Raw genomic sequence first — 16366 nt, forward strand, 5'->3', positions numbered from 1 at the left:
GGCTCTGCCGACAACGGTGAGCAAGAACGCCGTGGGTGGGAGCCGCCTCAGCGGCGGCGGACGGTACGACGCGCGAGCTCGACCAGGCCGTCACCGGTCTGGTCGCGCCAGCCGTGGAGCATGGTGCGCCACGCGTCGGGTACGGCGCTCGCGCCCCAGCGCGCGCCGAGCAGGGCGCCGGCGATCGCAGCGACGGTGTCGGTGTCGTGACCGATCCCGATCGCGGTGCCGAGGGCGTCCTGCAGGTGGCGCGACGGGTCGTCGTCGGGGACCGGGGTGTGGGTGATCGCCGACCACGCGGCCTGCTGGGCGCCGATCACCCAGGCGTTCCGGCCGAACGCGTCGGGCTGCTGCTGCTCGGCCTCACGCAGCACCGACCGCCAGGAGGAGTAACCCTCCGGTGGTCGAGCGGAGTCGAGACCACGCACCTGCTGGAGCCGGTCCCCACCGTCCAGCTCCGGCCACTGCCCGTGCAGCACGGCGTGCCGGATGATCAGGCACCAGACGGCGCAGGCGCCGCCGGCCACCGGGTCGTGGTGGGTCAGCGCACTGACCTTCATGGCCGCCTCGACCAGCGCCTCCGGGTCGTCGAGATGGGCCAGCGCGACCGGTGCGGTGCGCATCAGGGAGCCGTTGCCGGCGCTCCTCCCGTTCCGCTCGTGCACCTCGCGAGCCGCCTCGGTCATCACGGCCGCGGTCGCGTCCCGGCCCGCCAGCGAGAGCACCGCCGACGTCTGGATCCCCACGTCCGGCGGCCTCCCGGCGTACCACTCGGCGAGGTTCGCTGCGATCGCGTCGAGCGCCGCCTCGGACCGCAGGTCGGCCCCGGTCGCGGCCACCTCGAGGATCGCGAAGCCCTGGGCGGTGTCGTCGGTCCACTCCCCCGGCGCGAACCCACCGAGCCCGCCGCCGATCATCTCCGGGCTTCCGTGGTACGCCGCCGTGCCGAACTCGTAGCCCGCGCCGAGCGCGTCCCCGGCGGCCGCTGCGAGCATCGCCCCCGCGGCGCGGTCCAGCTGTTCCGGGGTCAGGTCCACCTCGCCACGCTAACCGGAGCGGCCACGGCATGATGGGCCGCATGCCCCTTCCCACCTCCGAGCTCAACGTTCTCGGCGGCCCGCTCGAGCCGTGTGGCACCGAGCCGTTGACCGGCTTCTACCGCGACGGATCCTGCTCGTGCGGCGACGACGACCTCGGGCTGCACGCCGTCTGCGCGGTGGTGACCGAGGAGTTCCTGGCCCACCAGCGCGGCGTGGGCAACGACCTGACCGCACCGATGCCGGAGTACGGCTTCCCGGGACTCCACCCGGGTGACCGCTGGTGCGTGGTCGCGGCCCGGTGGCGCCAGGCCTACGACGACGGCGTCGGCACTCCGGTCGTCCTCGCCTCGACCAACCGGCGAGCCCTCGAGGTGGTGCCGCTCGACATGCTGCGTGAACATGCCGTCGACGTCCCGCCCGACCTGAGCAGCCTGGGCTGAGCACACGGGGCTGGGCGCCGGGTTCACCCCAGCAGTCGGCCGTAGACCTCCTGCGTCTCCGCCGCCGGGGAGATGCCCAGCTGGTCCCGCAACGCGACCCGCAGGTCCTCGTAGACCTGGAACGCCTCGGCGGGATTGCCACGCGCGGCCAGTGCGTCCATCAGCAACCGGTGCGCGCTCTCGCGCAGTGGTGCGATCCTGACCAGCTCGCGGGCGGCGTTCTCCGCGGTGGCGAGCTCGGCGTTGCCGAGACCCAGGGCGGCGCGGGCGTAGGTCTCGAGCGAGCGCTGATGGAGCAGCTCGAGCTCGCGCCGGGTGAGGGCCGCCCAGGCCCCCTCACCGCCGAGCACGAAGCCGCGCCGGGCCACGAACAGGGCGGTCTGGGCCGCGGACCACCCGCGCTCCCACTGGCGCTGGGCGACCGCCGACTCGGCGCGGTGGATCGCGTCCCGCGCCGCCTCGAGATCGACCCAGCTCTCGGCCGGGAGCTCGAGCTGGAGGCTCCCGCCGCTCGACCGGCACGGCGCCACGCGACGTACCCGCGAGACCAGCGCGTGCAGGGCCGCCTCATGGCCGCTCTCGTCCTGCGGCCACAGCTCCGCGCAGACCGCGTCCCGGGTCGTCGGCCGGCCACGGTGCGCCACCAGGAAGGCGAACACCAGGGCGCCCTGGGGCCCGGGCAGGGCCTGCTCGCGTCGTACGCCGTCCACCTCGACGGTCAGCCGCCCGCACATCTGGATCCGTGCTGCCGATGGGGTCATGATGCGCTCATGGTCCCGCACCGCTCGGGCGGTCGGACAGGTCGAGGGTCCACCGTGCCCAGCCCTTGCCAAGGATCCGCCAAGGTGCGCGGGCCATGGTTCGTCCCGACAACGAGAGAGGCCGGAGATGGACAGGTTGATCAGGTGCGAGTGCGGGTTCATCGCCCGCGGCGAGTCCGACGACGCCGTCGTCGCCGCGATCGAGACCCACATGAGCAGCGACCACCCCGACGTGCTGGCCCGCCTCGACCGGAGCGAGATCTACCACTGGATCGAGCAGACCTGAGGAGGACCGTGATGCCCGGAGAGTCCACGGCATTCGACGCCGCGGCGTACAAGACCACCACCCGCGCCCAGTGGCAGGCCGCCGCCGAGGCCTGGGACCGGTGGGAGCCGACCATCGAGGAGTGGCTCGGCCCGGCGACCGAGGCGATGCTCGACTGTGCCCGGATCACCACCGGCAGCCGGGTCCTCGACGTCGCCGCCGGTGCCGGCGGGCAGACCCTGGCCGCCGTACGACGCGTCGGGCCGACCGGACGGGTGCTCGCCACGGATCTCTCGCCGGCAATCCTGGAGTACGCCGAGGCGCGGGCCCGCACCGCCGGCTTCGACAACGTCGAGATCGCCGAGATGGACGGCGAGCACCTCGACGTCCCGCCCGGGTCGTTCGACGCGGTGTTGTCACGGGTCGGGCTGATCTACTTCCCCGACCGCCAGGCCGCGCTGACCTCGATGCTGCGGGCGCTGGCGCCGGGCGGACGGGTGGCGGCGGTGACCTACTCCACGCCCGAACGCAACGGCTTCTTCTCGGTGCCGATCTCGGTGATCCGCACCCACGCCCAGCTGCCGCCGCCGGTGCCGGGCCAGCCCGGCCCGTTCAGCCTCGGCACACAGGAGGTCGCCGAGCAGGCCCTGCGCGACGCCGGGTTCGTCGACGTCGAGTCCGCGCTGCTCCCGTCCCCGCTGCGACTGCCCTCGGCCGCCGACTGCCTGCTCTTCGAGCAGGACTCCTTCGGTGCCCTGCACGGGATGCTCGCAGGTCTCGACGAGGCCGGCCGGGCCGCGGCCTGGGCCGAGATCGCCGTACGGCTGCGGGAGTTCGAAGGACCCGACGGCTTCGTCGGGCCGTGCGAGATGCTGGTGGTCGCCGGCTCGAAGCCGGAGGACGCATGACCCGCGCGACGGTGGCAGCGGTCCAGGCCACGCCGGTCTTCCTCGACCGGGAGGCGACCGTCGAGAAGGCCTGCAGGCTGGTGAAGGAGGCCGCGGCGGCCGGCGCCGCGCTGGTCGTCTTCCCCGAGGCCTTCGTCCCGGCGTACCCCGACTGGGTCTGGCGGCTGCCCGCCTGGCAGGACGGGCGCTTCACGCACCGGCTGCTCGACCAGGCCGTCACCGTGCCCGGACCGACCGCCGATCGTCTCGCTGAGGCGGCTCGCGACGCCGGGGTCTACCTGGCGATCGGGGTCAACGAGCTCGACGGCGGCACGCTCTACAACACGCTGCTCTACTTCACACCGGCCGGCGAGCTGGCCGGTCGCCATCGCAAGCTGATGCCGACCGGCGGCGAGCGCACCGTCTGGGGGTACGGCGACGGGTCGACGCTGACGGTCGTCGCGACGCCGTTCGGGGAGGTCGGCGGCCTGATCTGCTGGGAGAACTACATGCCCCTGGCGCGCACCGCGATGTACGCGCTCGGGGTGGAGATCTACCTCGCGCCGACGTGGGACAACAGCCCGCAGTGGGTGGCGACGCTCCAGCACATCGCCAAGGAGGGCCGGGTCTACGTCGTGGGCGTCGCGCCGTTGCTGCGGGGCAGCGACGTGCCTGAGGAGCTGCGCGGCGACAGCTATCCGGCCGGCGACGCCGACTGGATGAGCCGGGGCCACACCACGATCGTGGAGCCGGGTGGGGAGATCCTGGCCGGCCCGGTCACCGAGCGCGAGGAGATCCTCTACGCCGAGATCGACACCGACCGGGTGCTCCGCGAGCGGCAGCTCTTCGACCCGGTCGGCCACTACGCCCGGCCCGACGTGTTCACCCTGCACGTCGACACCCGGCCGCACAACGCGGTGACCTTCGACTGAGCCGCCCGGCTCGTGATCTGGCACGATCGGCGCCGTGCCCGACGTCGACACCTACCGATCCCTGGCCGAGCGGTCCTGGTCCTGGGCGATGGCCCAGGTGCGCCGGGACGACGCGGGGCTCTGGATCCCCGAGCACACCGACCAGACCGGGCCGGGTGACTATCCCTACGGGATGCACTCCGGCGTCGGCGGGCTCGCGCACGTGCTCTCGGAGATCCGGCTGACCCGGCCGTGGACCGATGCCGAGTCGGAGCTCGCGTCCGGGATCACCGAGACGCTGGTCGGGCTGGTCCCCGAGGCGACGGAGTACGACTACTTCGACGGCCTGACCTCCACGATCGGCGTCCTCACCGCTCTCGAGGCACCAGGCCCCGACCAGGCGGTCGCCCGGCTGCTCGAGCTCGCGACTCCAGACGGCTGGCAGCCGTCGTTCCTCGAGCCACCGGTCGCGGTGCCGGAGGGGAGGTGCAACGACGTCACCCTCGGCACGGCCTCGGTGCTGGTCGGCGCGCTCTGGGCGCTGCGGTACGACGTGCCCGGCGCGGACACGTTGGCGTCGCGGGCCGTCGAGATCCTGGTCGCCGAGGGCATCGAGCAGGAGACCGGCGTCTACTGGCCGCACGTGCCCCTGCGCTTCCTTCTGCGCGAGGACGTGCAGATGCCGAACTGGTCGCACGGCCAGGCCGGCATCGCCGGCGCCGTGGCCGCCGCCGGGATCGCCCTCGACCGACCCGATCTGGTCGCCCTGGCCGTGCGCGGCGCCGAGCAGCTGGTGGCGACCGGCGACACCAGCGACGGCGGGTTCAGGCTGGGCCACCGGATCCCCAGCAGGGACGACCTCGACACCTACACCTACACCTGGTGCCACGGGCCGGCCGGCACCTCCCTGCTCTTCTCCGCCCTCGACCGCGCCGGCGTACCCGCTGTCAGCGACCGCACGCCGTACGACTGGGAGCGAGCCTGCCTGCACTCCCTCCTCGTCTCCGGGATCCCGGAGCGCCTGCACCCCGGCTTCTGGGACAACGACGGGCGCTGCTGCGGTACGGCGGGGGTCGGCGACGTGGTGCTCTCGATGTGGCAGCGGCACGGGCACGACGACGAGCTCGCCTTCGCGGTCACCCTGGCCGACGCGTTGGTCGAACGTTCGATCAACGAGGGTGACCACACCTACTGGCGCTTCCTCGAGCACCGCATCCCCGATCCGCTGCTGCCACCGCGGATCGGCTGGATGCAAGGCGCCGCCGGCATCGCGGCGTACCTCTTCCGGATCTCGCGGGTCCTCGAGCAGGGCCGCACCGCCCCCGCCGTGCCCCGCATGGACACCTGGTGGACCCTGCCGGCTGGCGATTGAGCCCGGGTCGACCGGGTACAGGACCGTCATGGCCGTGACCAGCTTCCAGGACCTGCCCCTCGCCGACCGCGACCGCGCCTGGGACGGCGACGCCGCCGAGAAGCGGGTGCGCGAGTGGGCGGACGCCCAGGACGAGCCGAACCAGAAGTACCGCGACGCCCACGTCTGGTACGACGCGGACAAGAAGGAGAACTTCACGGCGTACAAGCTGCTGATCGCCGATGTCATCGACGGCCGGCTGCGAGCGGTGCCCCGGGGTGTGATGGCAGCGGCCAACGTGATGGAGGGCGGCCGCGGCGGCGCCGACCTGCCCGAACGCGACGTCGACCGCGTCAAGAGCCACCTCGCGAAGTACTACGCCAAGATGGGCGACGATGCGCCCTGGGACCGCGACTGACAGCTCACCGGCCGGAGCGGAACGAGAGCACCACAGTCGGTGGTCGAGCCACCACACCCGGTGGTCGAGCCGAGTCGAGCCACCCACACCCGGTGGTCGAGCGGAGTCGAGACCACTCTTTTCGGGAATCATGGACGCCCTCGGACTGTTGAGCAGGTAGTTGAATCCGCAACGACCAAGGGGACACGACAGACATGCAGTTCGGCATCTTCACCGTGGGCGACGTGACGCCCGACCCGACGACGGGTCGGACGCCGACCGAGCACGAGCGGATCAAGGCGACCATCGAGATCGCCAAGAAGGCCGAGGAGGTCGGGCTCGACGTGGTCGCCCTCGGCGAGCACCACAACCCGCCGTTCATCGCCTCGGCGCCGACCACGACGCTGGCCTACATCGGCGCCCAGACCGAGCGGATCATCCTCTCGACGTCGACCACGCTGATCACCACCACGGACCCCGTCCTGATCGCGGAGAACTACGCCAAGCTCCAGCACCTCACCGACGGCCGCGTCGACCTGATGATGGGCCGCGGCAACACCGGCCCGGTCTACCCGTGGTTCGGCAAGGACATCCGCGACGGCATCAACCTCGCGATCGAGAACTACCACCTCCTGCACCGCCTCTGGCGCGAGGACGTCGTGGACTGGGAGGGCAAGTTCCGTACGCCGCTCCAGGGCTTCACCTCCACGCCGCGGCCGCTGGACGGCGTACCCCCGTTCGTCTGGCACGGCTCGATCCGCTCCCCCGAGATCGCCGAGCAGGCGGCGTACTACGGCGACGGGTTCTTCGCCAACCACATCTTCTGGCCCGCCTCGCACACCCAGCGGATGGTCGACCTCTACCGCCGCCGCTTCGAGCACTACGGCCACGGCACCGCCGACCAGGCGATCGTCGGTCTCGGCGGACAGGCCTTCATGCGCAAGAACAGCCAGGACGCCGTCAACGAGTTCCGCCCGTACTTCGACAACGCCCCGGTCTACGGCCACGGCCCGTCGCTGGAGGACTTCACCCGCGAGACGCCGCTGACCGTCGGCTCGCCGCAGCAGGTCATCGAGCGGACCCTCGGCTTCCGTGAGTACGCCGGCGACTACCAGCGGCAGCTGTTCCTGATGGACCACGCCGGTCTGCCGCTGAAGACCGTGCTCGAGCAGCTCGACCTGCTCGGCGAGGAGGTCGTTCCGGTGCTGCGCCGCGAGTTCGCCGCCCTCAAGCCGGACCACGTGCCCGACGCCCCGACCCACGCCTCGCTGCTCGCCGCCCGCGACGCTGCGCTGGCGGACTCGGTGGTCGATCAGTCCGCCTCGGTGGTCGAGCGGCCCAACTCGGTGGTCGAGCGGCCCACCTCGGTGGTCGAGCGAAGTCGAGACCACGCCTCCGAGGTGACCGCATGACCAAGATCGTCGTGATCTCGGCGGGCCTCAGCGTGCCGTCGAGCACCCGGATCCTGGCCGACTCGCTCGGTACGGCGACCCAGCGGGCCATCGCGGATCGCTGGTCGGGCGGATCCCCTCGGTGGTCGAACGAGTCCCCTCGGTGGTCGAGCGACGTCGAGACCACCACCCTCGACGTGATCGAGCTCCGCGACCTGGCGCACCTGATCACCGACAACCAGCTGACCGGCTTCCCGACCGGCGCCCTCGCCGACGCCGTACGACGCGTGGCGGAGGCCGACGCGGTGATCGCGGTGACGCCGGTCTTCAGCGCGAGCTACTCGGGACTCTTCAAGTCGTTCTTCGACGTGCTCGAGGACGGCACCCTCGAGGGCAAGCCGATGCTGATCGCGGCGACCGCCGGCACCGCACGCCACTCGCTGGTGCTCGACTTCGCGATGCGTCCGCTGTTCGCCTACCTGCGCGCGGACGTCGTACCCACCGGCGTCTTCGCCGCGAGCTCCGACTTCGGCTCGGGATCGACTGTGGCCGGAGGCTCGCTCTCGGCCCGGATCGACCGCGCCGCCGGCGAGCTCGCCGACAAGATCCTGCGCCGCGGGACGACCCTGCCGGCCGACCCGTTCGCCGACCCGACGCCGTTCGAGGACCTGCTCCGCGACGTCTGATGCTCAGCGCACCTCGCGGCACTTCTCCTCGGTGAGGTTGTCGCTGGCCCACTGCGCCAGCGCCTGCATGGCCGGCATCACGGCGAGGCCGGCCTGGGTGAGCTCGTAGCTGACCGCGATCGGTGGACCCTCGTCGACCGTGCGCTTGACCAGGCCGGCCCGGGTGAGCTCCGAGAGCCGGTCCGAGAGGGTCGAGTCGCCGACGCCGAGGACCCGCTTGAGCTCCGAGAAGGTGCTGGCGCCCTGACCGAGCATGCCGAGGATCAGGCCGTTCCAGCGCTTGCCGAGGAACTCGAAGGCGCGCGAGAGCGAGGCATCACAGGTACGCGTCTCGGCCTCCGCCACGTCTCTCGGCGTCATGTGACGAAGCATACCTTGCTTCGCCGTTTAGGGTTACTTCTATAATCGAAGTAACATCGCTCTTGCTAGTCACTCCCTCTCTGGAAGGCGCCACCGTGACCACCTACGCTCCCGAGGCTCTCGACGACACCGCCCGCTCCCTGCTCTTCACCGAGGCCCGCACCGCCAACTCGTTCTCCGACGAGCCGGTCAGCGACGAGACCCTGCGCAGCATCTGGGAGCTCACCAGCTTCGCGCCCACGATGGCCAACAGCCAGCCCCTGCGCGCACTCTTCGTCCGTACCCCCGACGCCAAGCAGCGCCTGGTCTCCCACCTGGCCGACGGCAACAAGGCCAAGACCCTGTCCGCCCCGGCCGTCGCTGTGCTCGCCTACGACAGCGACTTCCACGAGCACTTCGAGACCGTGTTCCCGGCCCGCGGCGCGGGGATGCGCGAGTCGTTCGCCGGCATGCCCGCCGAGGCCCGCGCCGACGTCGCGAAGTACAACGCCGCCCTCGCCACCGGCTCCTTCTTCCTCGCCGTCCGGGCCCACGGCCTCGCCGCCGGCCCGATGGGTGGCTTCGACGGCCCCGGCATCGACGCCGAGTTCTTCGCCGGTACGACGTGGCGCACCCACCTGGTCGTCAACATCGGCCGCCCAGGCGTCGACCCGTGGTTCCCCCGCAACCCGCGGGTCCCGGTCGAGCACGCCCTCGCCTGGGCCTGAGCTCGTCACCGTGCGGTCGTGACGTCGGGGGGCGTTCACGGCCGCGCGGGCGGCGTAATCCTGGTGGTCGAGCTCCCTCGGTGGTCGAGCGAAGTCGAGACCACGCTCACCTCTCGTCGGACGCTTCGAGCTCCCTCGGTGGTCGAGCGAAGTCGAGACCACGCTCACCTCTCGTCGGACGCTTCGAGCTCCCTCGGTGGTCGAGCGAAGTCGAGACCACGCTCACCTCTCGTCGGACGCTTCGAGCTCTCTCGGTGGTCGGCTCCCCTCGGTGGTCGGCTCCCCTCGGTGGTCGAGCGAAGTCGAGACCACGCTCAGCTCTCGTCGGACGCGTCGACCTGGCCGGTGGCACGGCCGGGCCCGTCAGACGGCGAACAGCCCGGCGACGCCCACGACGTACAGAAGGAGTACGACGAGCGAGTCGACGCCCATCCCGGCCACCCTGCGCCGTGGCCGGAACAGCAGCCCGGTGACGAACACCAGGGTGAGCAGGGCGGCAAGGGCGGTGAGGTAGATGTCGGTGGACTGGGCCTGCGGCAGCACCGCTTCGCCGGTCAGGAGGGTCGCGGGCAGGAACAGCACCGGTAGGAAGGCATTGCCGCCGAAGATGTCGCTGACGGCGAGCTTGTAGTCACCGTTGCGCACCGACGTCAGACCGGTCGACACCTCCGGCAGTGAGGTGGCCGCTGCGAGCACGGTCGCGCCGAAGAGCACCCCGGACAAACCGATCTGGCCGGCGATCGCGTCCCCGCTGCGCTCGAGCACGACGCCCGCCACCAGCGTGACGAGGGCGGCGGTGCCGAAGATCGTCGTTGACTTCGCGGTGCTGATCCCCCTGGTTGTGGCGTCCTGCTCCTTCCTCTTCCGGGAGTGGCCGCGCGGATGCTTCTGGCTGTCCGGCGCCTCCCCCGACTCGTGCCACGGCAGGGAGCGTCCGGCGCGCTGCAGAAGGAACAAGCCGGCCAACCAGATCACCGGGATCAGCGCGGCGACCGGCGTGAGCCGGAAGGCGATGAGGTCGCCAGAAAGCTGGGTGCCGGCGATCACGACTGCCAGGATCGCGACCACCAGGACGCCCTCCAGCAGCAGCACCAGCGACGCCGCCTGGTAGGTGAGCGGCCGGTCGCCCGTCGTACCGAACGCGTCGAGCACGCACAGCACGACGGTCTGAATGGCGATGCCGCCCAGGATGTTGCCCACCGCGACCTCGACGTGACCGGACACCGAGGCGCTGACGACGATCGCGATCTCGGGGAGGTTGGTCGCGAGAGCCAGGAGGATCAGCCCCCCGAGCGCGGAGCCGAGGTGTAGGCGCGTCGACAAGACGTCGGTCTGGTCGGAGAGGTGCACGCCGGCGACCCAGATCGCAGCAGCGGCCGCCGCGAAGATGGCAAGCAGTGCGACGACGGGCAGACTCGACAACTGACCTCCTCGAGGCGGAGTCCTGGGGTGCCCTCCCGCCGTACCCGGCGACACGCCCGTGAAACAGCCGCAGCCCGAGACCTTTGCCTAGCCGAGTGCGCGCAGCTTGGCGAGGAGCACGTCGCGTTCGCGCTCGCTGGCGCAGAGCCGGACGGCGGCCTCCAGCTCGGTCCGGGCCTCGTCGGTGCGGCCCAGGCGAGTGAGCAGCTCACCGCGGACACCGGGCAGCAGGTGCGAGTCCGACAGGCTGCCGGCCGCGATCAGGGCGTCGACGATCGGCAGCGCGGCAGCGGGGCCGCTGGCCATCGAGACGGCGACCGCGCGGTTGAGCTCGACGATCGGCGACGGCGCGAGCGAGCCGAGGGCGTCGTACAGCAGGACGATCCGGTCCCAGTCCGTGTCGGCGACCGAGGGCGCGATCGCGTGGCACTCGGCGATCGCGGCCTGGAGTCCGTAGGCGCCGAGGCCGCGCCCGACCCGGCCGGCCGCAGCCAGCGCCGCCCGGCCACGGCGGATGGCGGCACGGTCCCAGCGGCGGCGGTCCTGGTCCTCCAGAAGCACCGGGCTCCCGTCGTCGCGCACCCGCGCGGGGAAGCGGGCGGCGGTGAGCTCGAGGAGCGCGAGCAGGCCCAGCGTCTCGGGCTCCCCCGGCACCAGTCGGGCCAGGACGCGTGCCAGCCGGATCGCCTCCCGGGCCAGGTCGGTGCGGATCCACTCGCTGCCGGAGGTGGCGCTCGATCCTTCCGTGAAGATCAGGTAGACGACGCTGAGGACGGCGCTCAGCCGCTCCCGGCGCTCGTCGAGCGGCGGCACCTCGAACGGCACCTGCGCCGCGGCCAGGGTCCTCTTGGCCCGGGTGATCCGGGCCTGCACCGTCGCGGTCGGCGTCACGAACGCCCGCGCGATCTCGTCGCTGGTCAGGCCGCCGAGCACGCGCAGCGTCAGCGCCACGCTCGCCTCCCGCGACAGCACCGGGTGGCAGGAGATGAAGATCAGGGCGAGGACGTCGTCGTCGATCCGCTCAGGGTCGTACAGCACCTCGTCCTCCTCTCTCGCCGGCGCCGATCCCGAGGCGGCCTGGCCCTCGTCCAGGTCCGCCGCCAGCGCGGCGTACCTCTCGTCGAGCGCCGACCGCCGCCGGAACGCGTCGATCGCCCGCCGCCGCCCGACTGTGAGCAGCCATCCCGCGGGCTGACGGGGTACGCCGTCGCGCGGCCACGAGACCAGCGCCTCGGCCAGCGCCTCCTGAGCGAGGTCCTCCGCCATCGCGAAGTCGCCGGTGTAGCGGGCGAGCGCGCCGACGATGCGGGGCGACTCGATCCGCCACACGGCCTCGACCGCCTGGCGACTCGTCAGCGAGTCACCAGGCGGTCGGTCCGGCGTCGTCGGGTCGGGCCTCACAGCTGGCCGGTCGGCTCCCGCCACGCGCGCTCCTTCTTGACCCACTCGTTGTCCTGCGGGAACTCGGTGAGGCTCGGGACCCGCCGGATCTCGAGCTTGGTGCCGCCGCCGAGCGGGGCCCGCTTGGCCCACTCCACGGCCTCCTCCTTGGAGGCGACGTCGAGGATCCAGAAGCCGTTGAACAGCTCCTTGGTCTCGCCGTACGGCCCGTCGGTCGCCACCGGCGGCTGCGACGAGTAGTCGACGACGATGGACTCCTTCGCGTCGTCCAGGCCCTCGGCCGCGACCAGCACGCCGGCCTTGATCAGGTCGTCGTTGTAGCGGCCCATCGAGTCCAGGATCTCGTTGAAGTCGATCTCCTGGCCCGCCGCCATCGCCTCGTCGGTGGCCCGCATGATCAGCATGTACTTCATCTGTGTGGCTCCTCTGGTTGCCCGGGTCCTTCTGGACCCTCTCATCCGTAGGTCGAACGGCGGCACGCCGGATCGACAGGCCTGCTTTCTCGTTGGTCGAGCGGCGCTTCGGTGGTCGAGCGGTCCGACGGTGGTCGAGCGTTCCTTCGGTGGTCGAGCGAAGTCGAGACCACGCCATGCCGGCCTACAGGCGGTCGAGCGCTCCGACGGTGGTCGAGCGAAGTCGAGACCACGCGACGCCGGCCTACAGGCGGTCGAGCAGCTCCTTCGGCGGTCGAGCAGCTCCTTCGGTGGTCGAGCGAAGTCGAGACCACGCCATGCCGGCCTACAGGCGGTCGAGCAGCTCCTGCTTCTTGGCCGCGAACTCAGCCTCGGTGAGCACCCCGGTGTCGCGCAGGTGGGCAAGCTTCTCCATCGCCTCGAACGGATCGGTGCCCGACGCCCCCTCCGCCGCCTCCGGCTCGCCCGGCGCGGCCAGCACGGCCCGCCGGATCGCGTGCGCGAGCGGCTCGAGGTCGACCCGGGTGATCCGGGTGACCGCGACGACGTCCTTGCCGACGTCCATCGCCACCTCGCCGGTCGAGAAGCCCGACGACGTCGTCACCGACGAGATCGCGCCAAGGCGCAGGTCCAGCGTCGGCGTCATCACGCGGCGCAGGAAGAACAGCAGGCGGCGGTCGGTCAGCACCAGCACCCCGCCGCCTCGCTCGTGCGTGCCGAGCACGACATACCGCACGGTCTCGTCGTCGCTGAGGTACGCCGCCACCGGCGCCAGCTCGCCCGGGTCGCGCAGCCGCGTCCCCAGGCGCCCCGCCGCGGCAGCGAGGTCCGGGCGCAACCCGCTGAGGTCCGAGTCGTCCCGCTTCCGAGCCATGCCACGATCCTCCCAGCCCGGCCGCTGGATGAGGAGGTCGCGCCGTGACCGTCTCGAAACCGGATCGACGTACTTGTCGCCCGCCTGCCGTCTCCTGAGCCGTAGAATCCGGCACGCCCACACCGACACGGGCCGACACCACGGGGAGAACAGCATGCGTCTGAACGTCTTGATCGGGTCCGCGACCCTCGCCCTCACCGCCAGCGTGCTCACGGCGTGCGGTGGGGGTGGCAGCTCCAACTCGGCGAGCGGCTACTGCGACGAGCTGAAGAGCGACAAGGCGTACTTCGACGCCATCGGGGGCAGCAGCGCCGACGTCAGCAAGCTCGGTGACGCGTTCGCCCGCGTGCACACCCTGGCGTCGAAGGCGCCGGCCAACGTCGCCGGCGACTGGAAGACCCTCGACGGCGCGATCACCACGATCGAAAGCGCGCTCAGCGACGCGGGCCTCAAGCCCAGCGACCTGGCCGGCCTGCAGAGCGGCAAGGTCCCGCAGGGTGTCGACGTCGCGAAGCTCCAGGCCCTGATCCCCAAGCTCCAGTCCCTGGGCAGCAGCAATGTCAGCGACGCCGCCGACGCGATCGCAGCCGACGCCAAGAAGACCTGCGGCGTCGACCTGGGCTCCACCAACTAGGCCCTGCTGGCGGGCAAGCCTTCAGCCGGTGCGCGCCGAGACCGTCGCGCTGAAGGGCCCGACGTTGCCGGAGGCGTCGACGGCGCGAACCTGGAAGTAGTACGTCGTACGCCGCGCCAGCGAGCCGATGGTGTACGTCGTACCGGTGGGTGAGCCGACCTGCGTGAAGCCGGTCGTCGCGCTCTTGCTACGCCAGACCTGGTAGCCGCTGACGCCGGTGTCGTCGGTCGCGGCCGTCCAGGCGAGCGCCACCGAGGTCCTGGCCGGCGTCGCCTTCAGCCCGGTCGGCGCGGTGGGAGGAGTGGTGTCGGGCGGCGGCGTGGTGCCGGCGATGAGGGCAGCGACGTCGCTCCGGATCGCCGGCAGAGTCGGGTAGAAGGCGTCGCCCGGGCAGGCGGTGGCGTTGTAGTCGCGGTGGCCGGCGATGTTGGGCGTGGTGATGGTCGCTCCGCTGACCGGGTTGACGAACGTCTGCGTGGCCTGCGGGTCGATGCCGTTGCGGCTCGCCTCCCACGCCAGCAGCCGCTCGAGGGCGTCGCGCGCCGCGCGGGTGGCGTCGTGGGTGGTGAGTGTCCCGAGCAGAGCGACGCCGACGGTGCCGGAGTTCCAGCCCGAGGTGTGGGCGCCGGTGACGCCCTGGCCGAGTGCGTTGTCGCCGGAGGGGTCGGCGCCGGCGTAGTCGCGGGAGTAGCGACCCTCGTAGATGGTGCCGAACTTGTCGATCAGGAAGTTGTAGCCGATGTCGCCCCAGCCCTGCGTGACCGAGTGGTAGTAGTAGATCGACCTGATCTGGGCCTCGGCGCCGGCCGTGTCGGTGTAGCTGTCGCTGGTGTCGGTGTGGTGCACGATCAGCTTCTTGGTCGGGTAGAACTGCGGCGCCCAGGTCATCAACGCCGGGTCCGCTCCCCAGCCCGCGCGGGAGACGACCGGCGGCTCGGCGGTGGCCGTCGTCGTGGCGGTGGTCGCGCTCGTCGTGCTGGCCCGCCGTGCGGCGGGGGCGCTAGCGGCGGCGCCGTCGGTGAGGCCGAGGACGGTCAGATGCGCGATGGGCTGACTGGTCGTGACCCGCACCGCGACCGCGCCGCGCACGGTCTGCAGAGCGCCGTACGTCGTACCGTCCCGGCGCTCGAGCCCCATCTCGTCGCGCCCCGCGGCACGCGGCGCCCCGAAGTGCACGCCGTCCCGAGAGAACGCGAGGGTCACCCGCGCGGACGGGTTGCCCTTCCAGTACGCCGCGACGGTGGTCGCCGGGCGGGTGAGTGCGACCGTGGTGGTCCCTGACACCGACCTCACCACGTGCTCGGCGCGCATCGGCACCTGCCGAGCGGTGGCCGTGGCCTCCGCCGAGTGCGCCGCGATGCCGGACCCACTGAGGGCCACGGCGAGCGAGAGGACGCACATCAGACGACGCGGCACGGGGACTCCAGGAGCAGTGGGGTGGACCAGCCCATTAGCGCACGGATCGCGAGGGGATCTCCACATCCGAACGGGCGAGGGTGGCCCCACATCTCGGCCGTTATTGGCGGGGGTCGGCGGAGCGACCTGCCCGTGCACCGAGGTCCTCGAAAATCTTCTAGGTCGCCGTAAGGGGTGACCCAGGTCAAGTCGAGGCTCAGGTGCGGGAGCCCATCAGGTTGCTGCGGGCAGCAGGTCGTCGAGGAACGTGACGGTGGAGGCCGCGAGCTCGAGTCGTCGACTCAAAGATCGCTGGTAGGAGATCACGTGCAGCCGGGCCGATCCGGCCAGGTCGGAGAACATGTGGTCACCACTGGCCACGACCAGATCCGTGATGGAGTGGGCGACGTACTCCTCGGCGGCCTCGTGGAGCAGCACGTCCGCGGCGTCGGCCGCCATCGACGCGAACCGCACACCCCAACCGAGATCCGAGTATGCGGTCATGTAGCGAACGGCCAGCCTTCGCTGCATCGCAAATGTCACTGGGCAGGCCGTGACCGTGTCGGCGATCCTCGACAGGACCCGACAGACCTCCGACACGTGCAGCTCACCGCCCTTGGTGAGGTTGTCGCCGTCGATCACTGCCATGCTGATAGATCTTCCGTTGAGCTGTCACGACGCACAGCTTGCGCGCCTCGCGGTGGCACGGCATTGAAATGCAGAACCCAGCCGCGGTTGCCGGGTCGAGAGGTGTCCTTGTGGCAGTCGGTTGTGCATCAGCTTGCGTGGACGTCCAAAGATCTAATCGGAAGCGTGGTTGTTGGCTTCGCGATGCCCCATCACTACGAATGCGACATAATCATCTCGTCGTCTGTCAGAGCTTCATGAGGCTCTCAATGGGCGAGACCACGCTGAGTCGTGCCTGATGAGCCGGACCACGCGGCCTGTCTAGGCCCTTTCAAGGCTGGATCTGGGTCCGCACACTCGGGGGCGGCCAACCCTCGCAACAGCCGAAGGCCCCCACACAAGAG

19 protein-coding genes are annotated in these 16366 nt (G+C 71.3%); 10 read left to right on the forward strand and 9 right to left on the reverse strand.

Going from position 1 to position 16366, the window contains the following annotated elements; translation table 11 throughout:
• Positions 1-47 precede the first annotated feature (47 nt).
• The gene (locus E3N83_RS11465; protein WP_151083383.1) at positions 48-1037 is read right to left on the reverse strand and encodes an ADP-ribosylglycohydrolase family protein; all 990 of its coding nucleotides are present in this window, start codon (positions 1035-1037) and stop codon (positions 48-50) included.
• 41 nt (positions 1038-1078) lie between these two features.
• On the opposite strand from E3N83_RS11465, the gene E3N83_RS11470 reads away from it, so the two are divergent.
• The gene (locus E3N83_RS11470) at positions 1079-1480 is read left to right on the forward strand and encodes a DUF2237 family protein (protein WP_151083384.1); all 402 of its coding nucleotides are present in this window, start codon (positions 1079-1081) and stop codon (positions 1478-1480) included.
• Positions 1481-1503: 23 nt separating this feature from the next.
• On the opposite strand, the gene E3N83_RS11475 is transcribed toward E3N83_RS11470, so the two are convergent.
• On the reverse strand, positions 1504-2241 hold the full coding sequence (locus tag E3N83_RS11475; RefSeq protein WP_151083385.1) for an AfsR/SARP family transcriptional regulator: 738 nt from the start codon (positions 2239-2241) through the stop codon (positions 1504-1506).
• A 127-nt stretch (positions 2242-2368) separates the two neighbouring features.
• On the opposite strand from E3N83_RS11475, the gene E3N83_RS11480 reads away from it, so the two are divergent.
• From E3N83_RS11480 to E3N83_RS11510, 7 genes are all read left to right on the forward strand, one after another.
• Positions 2369-2527: a DUF1059 domain-containing protein gene (locus tag E3N83_RS11480; RefSeq protein WP_151083386.1), complete on the forward strand. Its 159-nt coding sequence runs from the start codon at positions 2369-2371 to the stop codon at positions 2525-2527.
• Positions 2528-2538: 11 nt separating this feature from the next.
• Complete coding sequence (locus tag E3N83_RS11485; RefSeq protein ID WP_151083387.1) at positions 2539-3414, forward strand: class I SAM-dependent methyltransferase; 876 nt, start codon at positions 2539-2541, stop codon at positions 3412-3414.
• Complete coding sequence (locus tag E3N83_RS11490; RefSeq protein ID WP_151083388.1) at positions 3411-4325, forward strand: carbon-nitrogen hydrolase family protein; 915 nt, start codon at positions 3411-3413, stop codon at positions 4323-4325. The genes E3N83_RS11485 and E3N83_RS11490 overlap by 4 nt, the downstream gene beginning before the upstream one ends.
• Positions 4326-4359: 34 nt before the next feature.
• A complete protein-coding gene (locus tag E3N83_RS11495) occupies positions 4360-5676 on the forward strand; it encodes a lanthionine synthetase LanC family protein (RefSeq protein WP_151083389.1) in 1317 nt (438 codons plus the stop codon).
• Positions 5677-5704: 28 nt separating this feature from the next.
• Complete coding sequence (locus E3N83_RS11500; protein WP_151083390.1) at positions 5705-6073, forward strand: hypothetical protein; 369 nt, start codon at positions 5705-5707, stop codon at positions 6071-6073.
• Positions 6074-6267: 194 nt separating this feature from the next.
• A complete protein-coding gene (locus tag E3N83_RS11505; protein ID WP_151083391.1) occupies positions 6268-7464 on the forward strand; it encodes an LLM class flavin-dependent oxidoreductase in 1197 nt (398 codons plus the stop codon).
• Positions 7461-8129, forward strand: a complete 669-nt coding sequence (locus tag E3N83_RS11510) for an FMN reductase (protein ID WP_151083392.1) — start codon at positions 7461-7463, stop codon at positions 8127-8129. Before E3N83_RS11505 ends, E3N83_RS11510 begins: the two co-directional genes overlap by 4 nt.
• 3 nt (positions 8130-8132) lie before the next feature.
• On the opposite strand, the gene E3N83_RS11515 is transcribed toward E3N83_RS11510, so the two are convergent.
• Positions 8133-8489: a winged helix-turn-helix transcriptional regulator gene (locus E3N83_RS11515; RefSeq protein ID WP_151083393.1), complete on the reverse strand. Its 357-nt coding sequence runs from the start codon at positions 8487-8489 to the stop codon at positions 8133-8135.
• Positions 8490-8584: 95 nt separating this feature from the next.
• Between E3N83_RS11515 and E3N83_RS11520 the strand changes: the two genes are divergently transcribed.
• The gene (locus E3N83_RS11520; protein ID WP_151083394.1) at positions 8585-9196 is read left to right on the forward strand and encodes a malonic semialdehyde reductase; all 612 of its coding nucleotides are present in this window, start codon (positions 8585-8587) and stop codon (positions 9194-9196) included.
• A 363-nt stretch (positions 9197-9559) separates the two neighbouring features.
• On the opposite strand, the gene E3N83_RS11525 is transcribed toward E3N83_RS11520, so the two are convergent.
• The 4 genes from E3N83_RS11525 to E3N83_RS19815 form a co-directional block, all read right to left on the reverse strand.
• The gene (locus E3N83_RS11525; protein WP_151083395.1) at positions 9560-10618 is read right to left on the reverse strand and encodes a sodium:calcium antiporter; all 1059 of its coding nucleotides are present in this window, start codon (positions 10616-10618) and stop codon (positions 9560-9562) included.
• An 87-nt stretch (positions 10619-10705) separates the two neighbouring features.
• Positions 10706-11947 (reverse strand): RNA polymerase sigma factor, encoded by a 1242-nt coding sequence (locus E3N83_RS11530; RefSeq protein WP_238342870.1) that lies wholly within the window; start codon positions 11945-11947, stop codon positions 10706-10708.
• A gap of 68 nt (positions 11948-12015) precedes the next feature.
• Positions 12016-12432 carry a YciI family protein gene (locus E3N83_RS11535; protein WP_151083397.1) on the reverse strand — a complete coding sequence of 139 codons (417 nt, stop codon included), beginning with the start codon at positions 12430-12432 and terminating at the stop codon, positions 12016-12018.
• A 325-nt stretch (positions 12433-12757) separates the two neighbouring features.
• On the reverse strand, positions 12758-13306 hold the full coding sequence (locus E3N83_RS19815; protein WP_202879207.1) for an SHOCT domain-containing protein: 549 nt from the start codon (positions 13304-13306) through the stop codon (positions 12758-12760).
• A gap of 154 nt (positions 13307-13460) precedes the next feature.
• Here E3N83_RS19815 and E3N83_RS11545 point away from each other — a divergent pair, with 154 nt between their 5' ends.
• On the forward strand, positions 13461-13940 hold the full coding sequence (locus tag E3N83_RS11545) for a hypothetical protein (RefSeq protein ID WP_151083398.1): 480 nt from the start codon (positions 13461-13463) through the stop codon (positions 13938-13940).
• Positions 13941-13961: 21 nt separating this feature from the next.
• On the opposite strand, the gene E3N83_RS11550 is transcribed toward E3N83_RS11545, so the two are convergent.
• Together E3N83_RS11550 and E3N83_RS11555 are read right to left on the reverse strand one after the other, a co-directional pair.
• Positions 13962-15356, reverse strand: coding sequence for an N-acetylmuramoyl-L-alanine amidase (locus tag E3N83_RS11550; RefSeq protein WP_191907775.1), 1395 nt, complete (start codon positions 15354-15356; stop codon positions 13962-13964).
• Positions 15357-15569: 213 nt separating this feature from the next.
• Positions 15570-15983 carry a hypothetical protein gene (locus E3N83_RS11555; protein ID WP_151083400.1) on the reverse strand — a complete coding sequence of 138 codons (414 nt, stop codon included), beginning with the start codon at positions 15981-15983 and terminating at the stop codon, positions 15570-15572.
• Between the last annotated feature and the right edge of the window lie 383 nt (positions 15984-16366).

It is taken from the genome of Nocardioides cynanchi, assembly GCF_008761635.1.
Lineage (GTDB): Bacteria > Actinomycetota > Actinomycetes > Propionibacteriales > Nocardioidaceae > Nocardioides > Nocardioides cynanchi.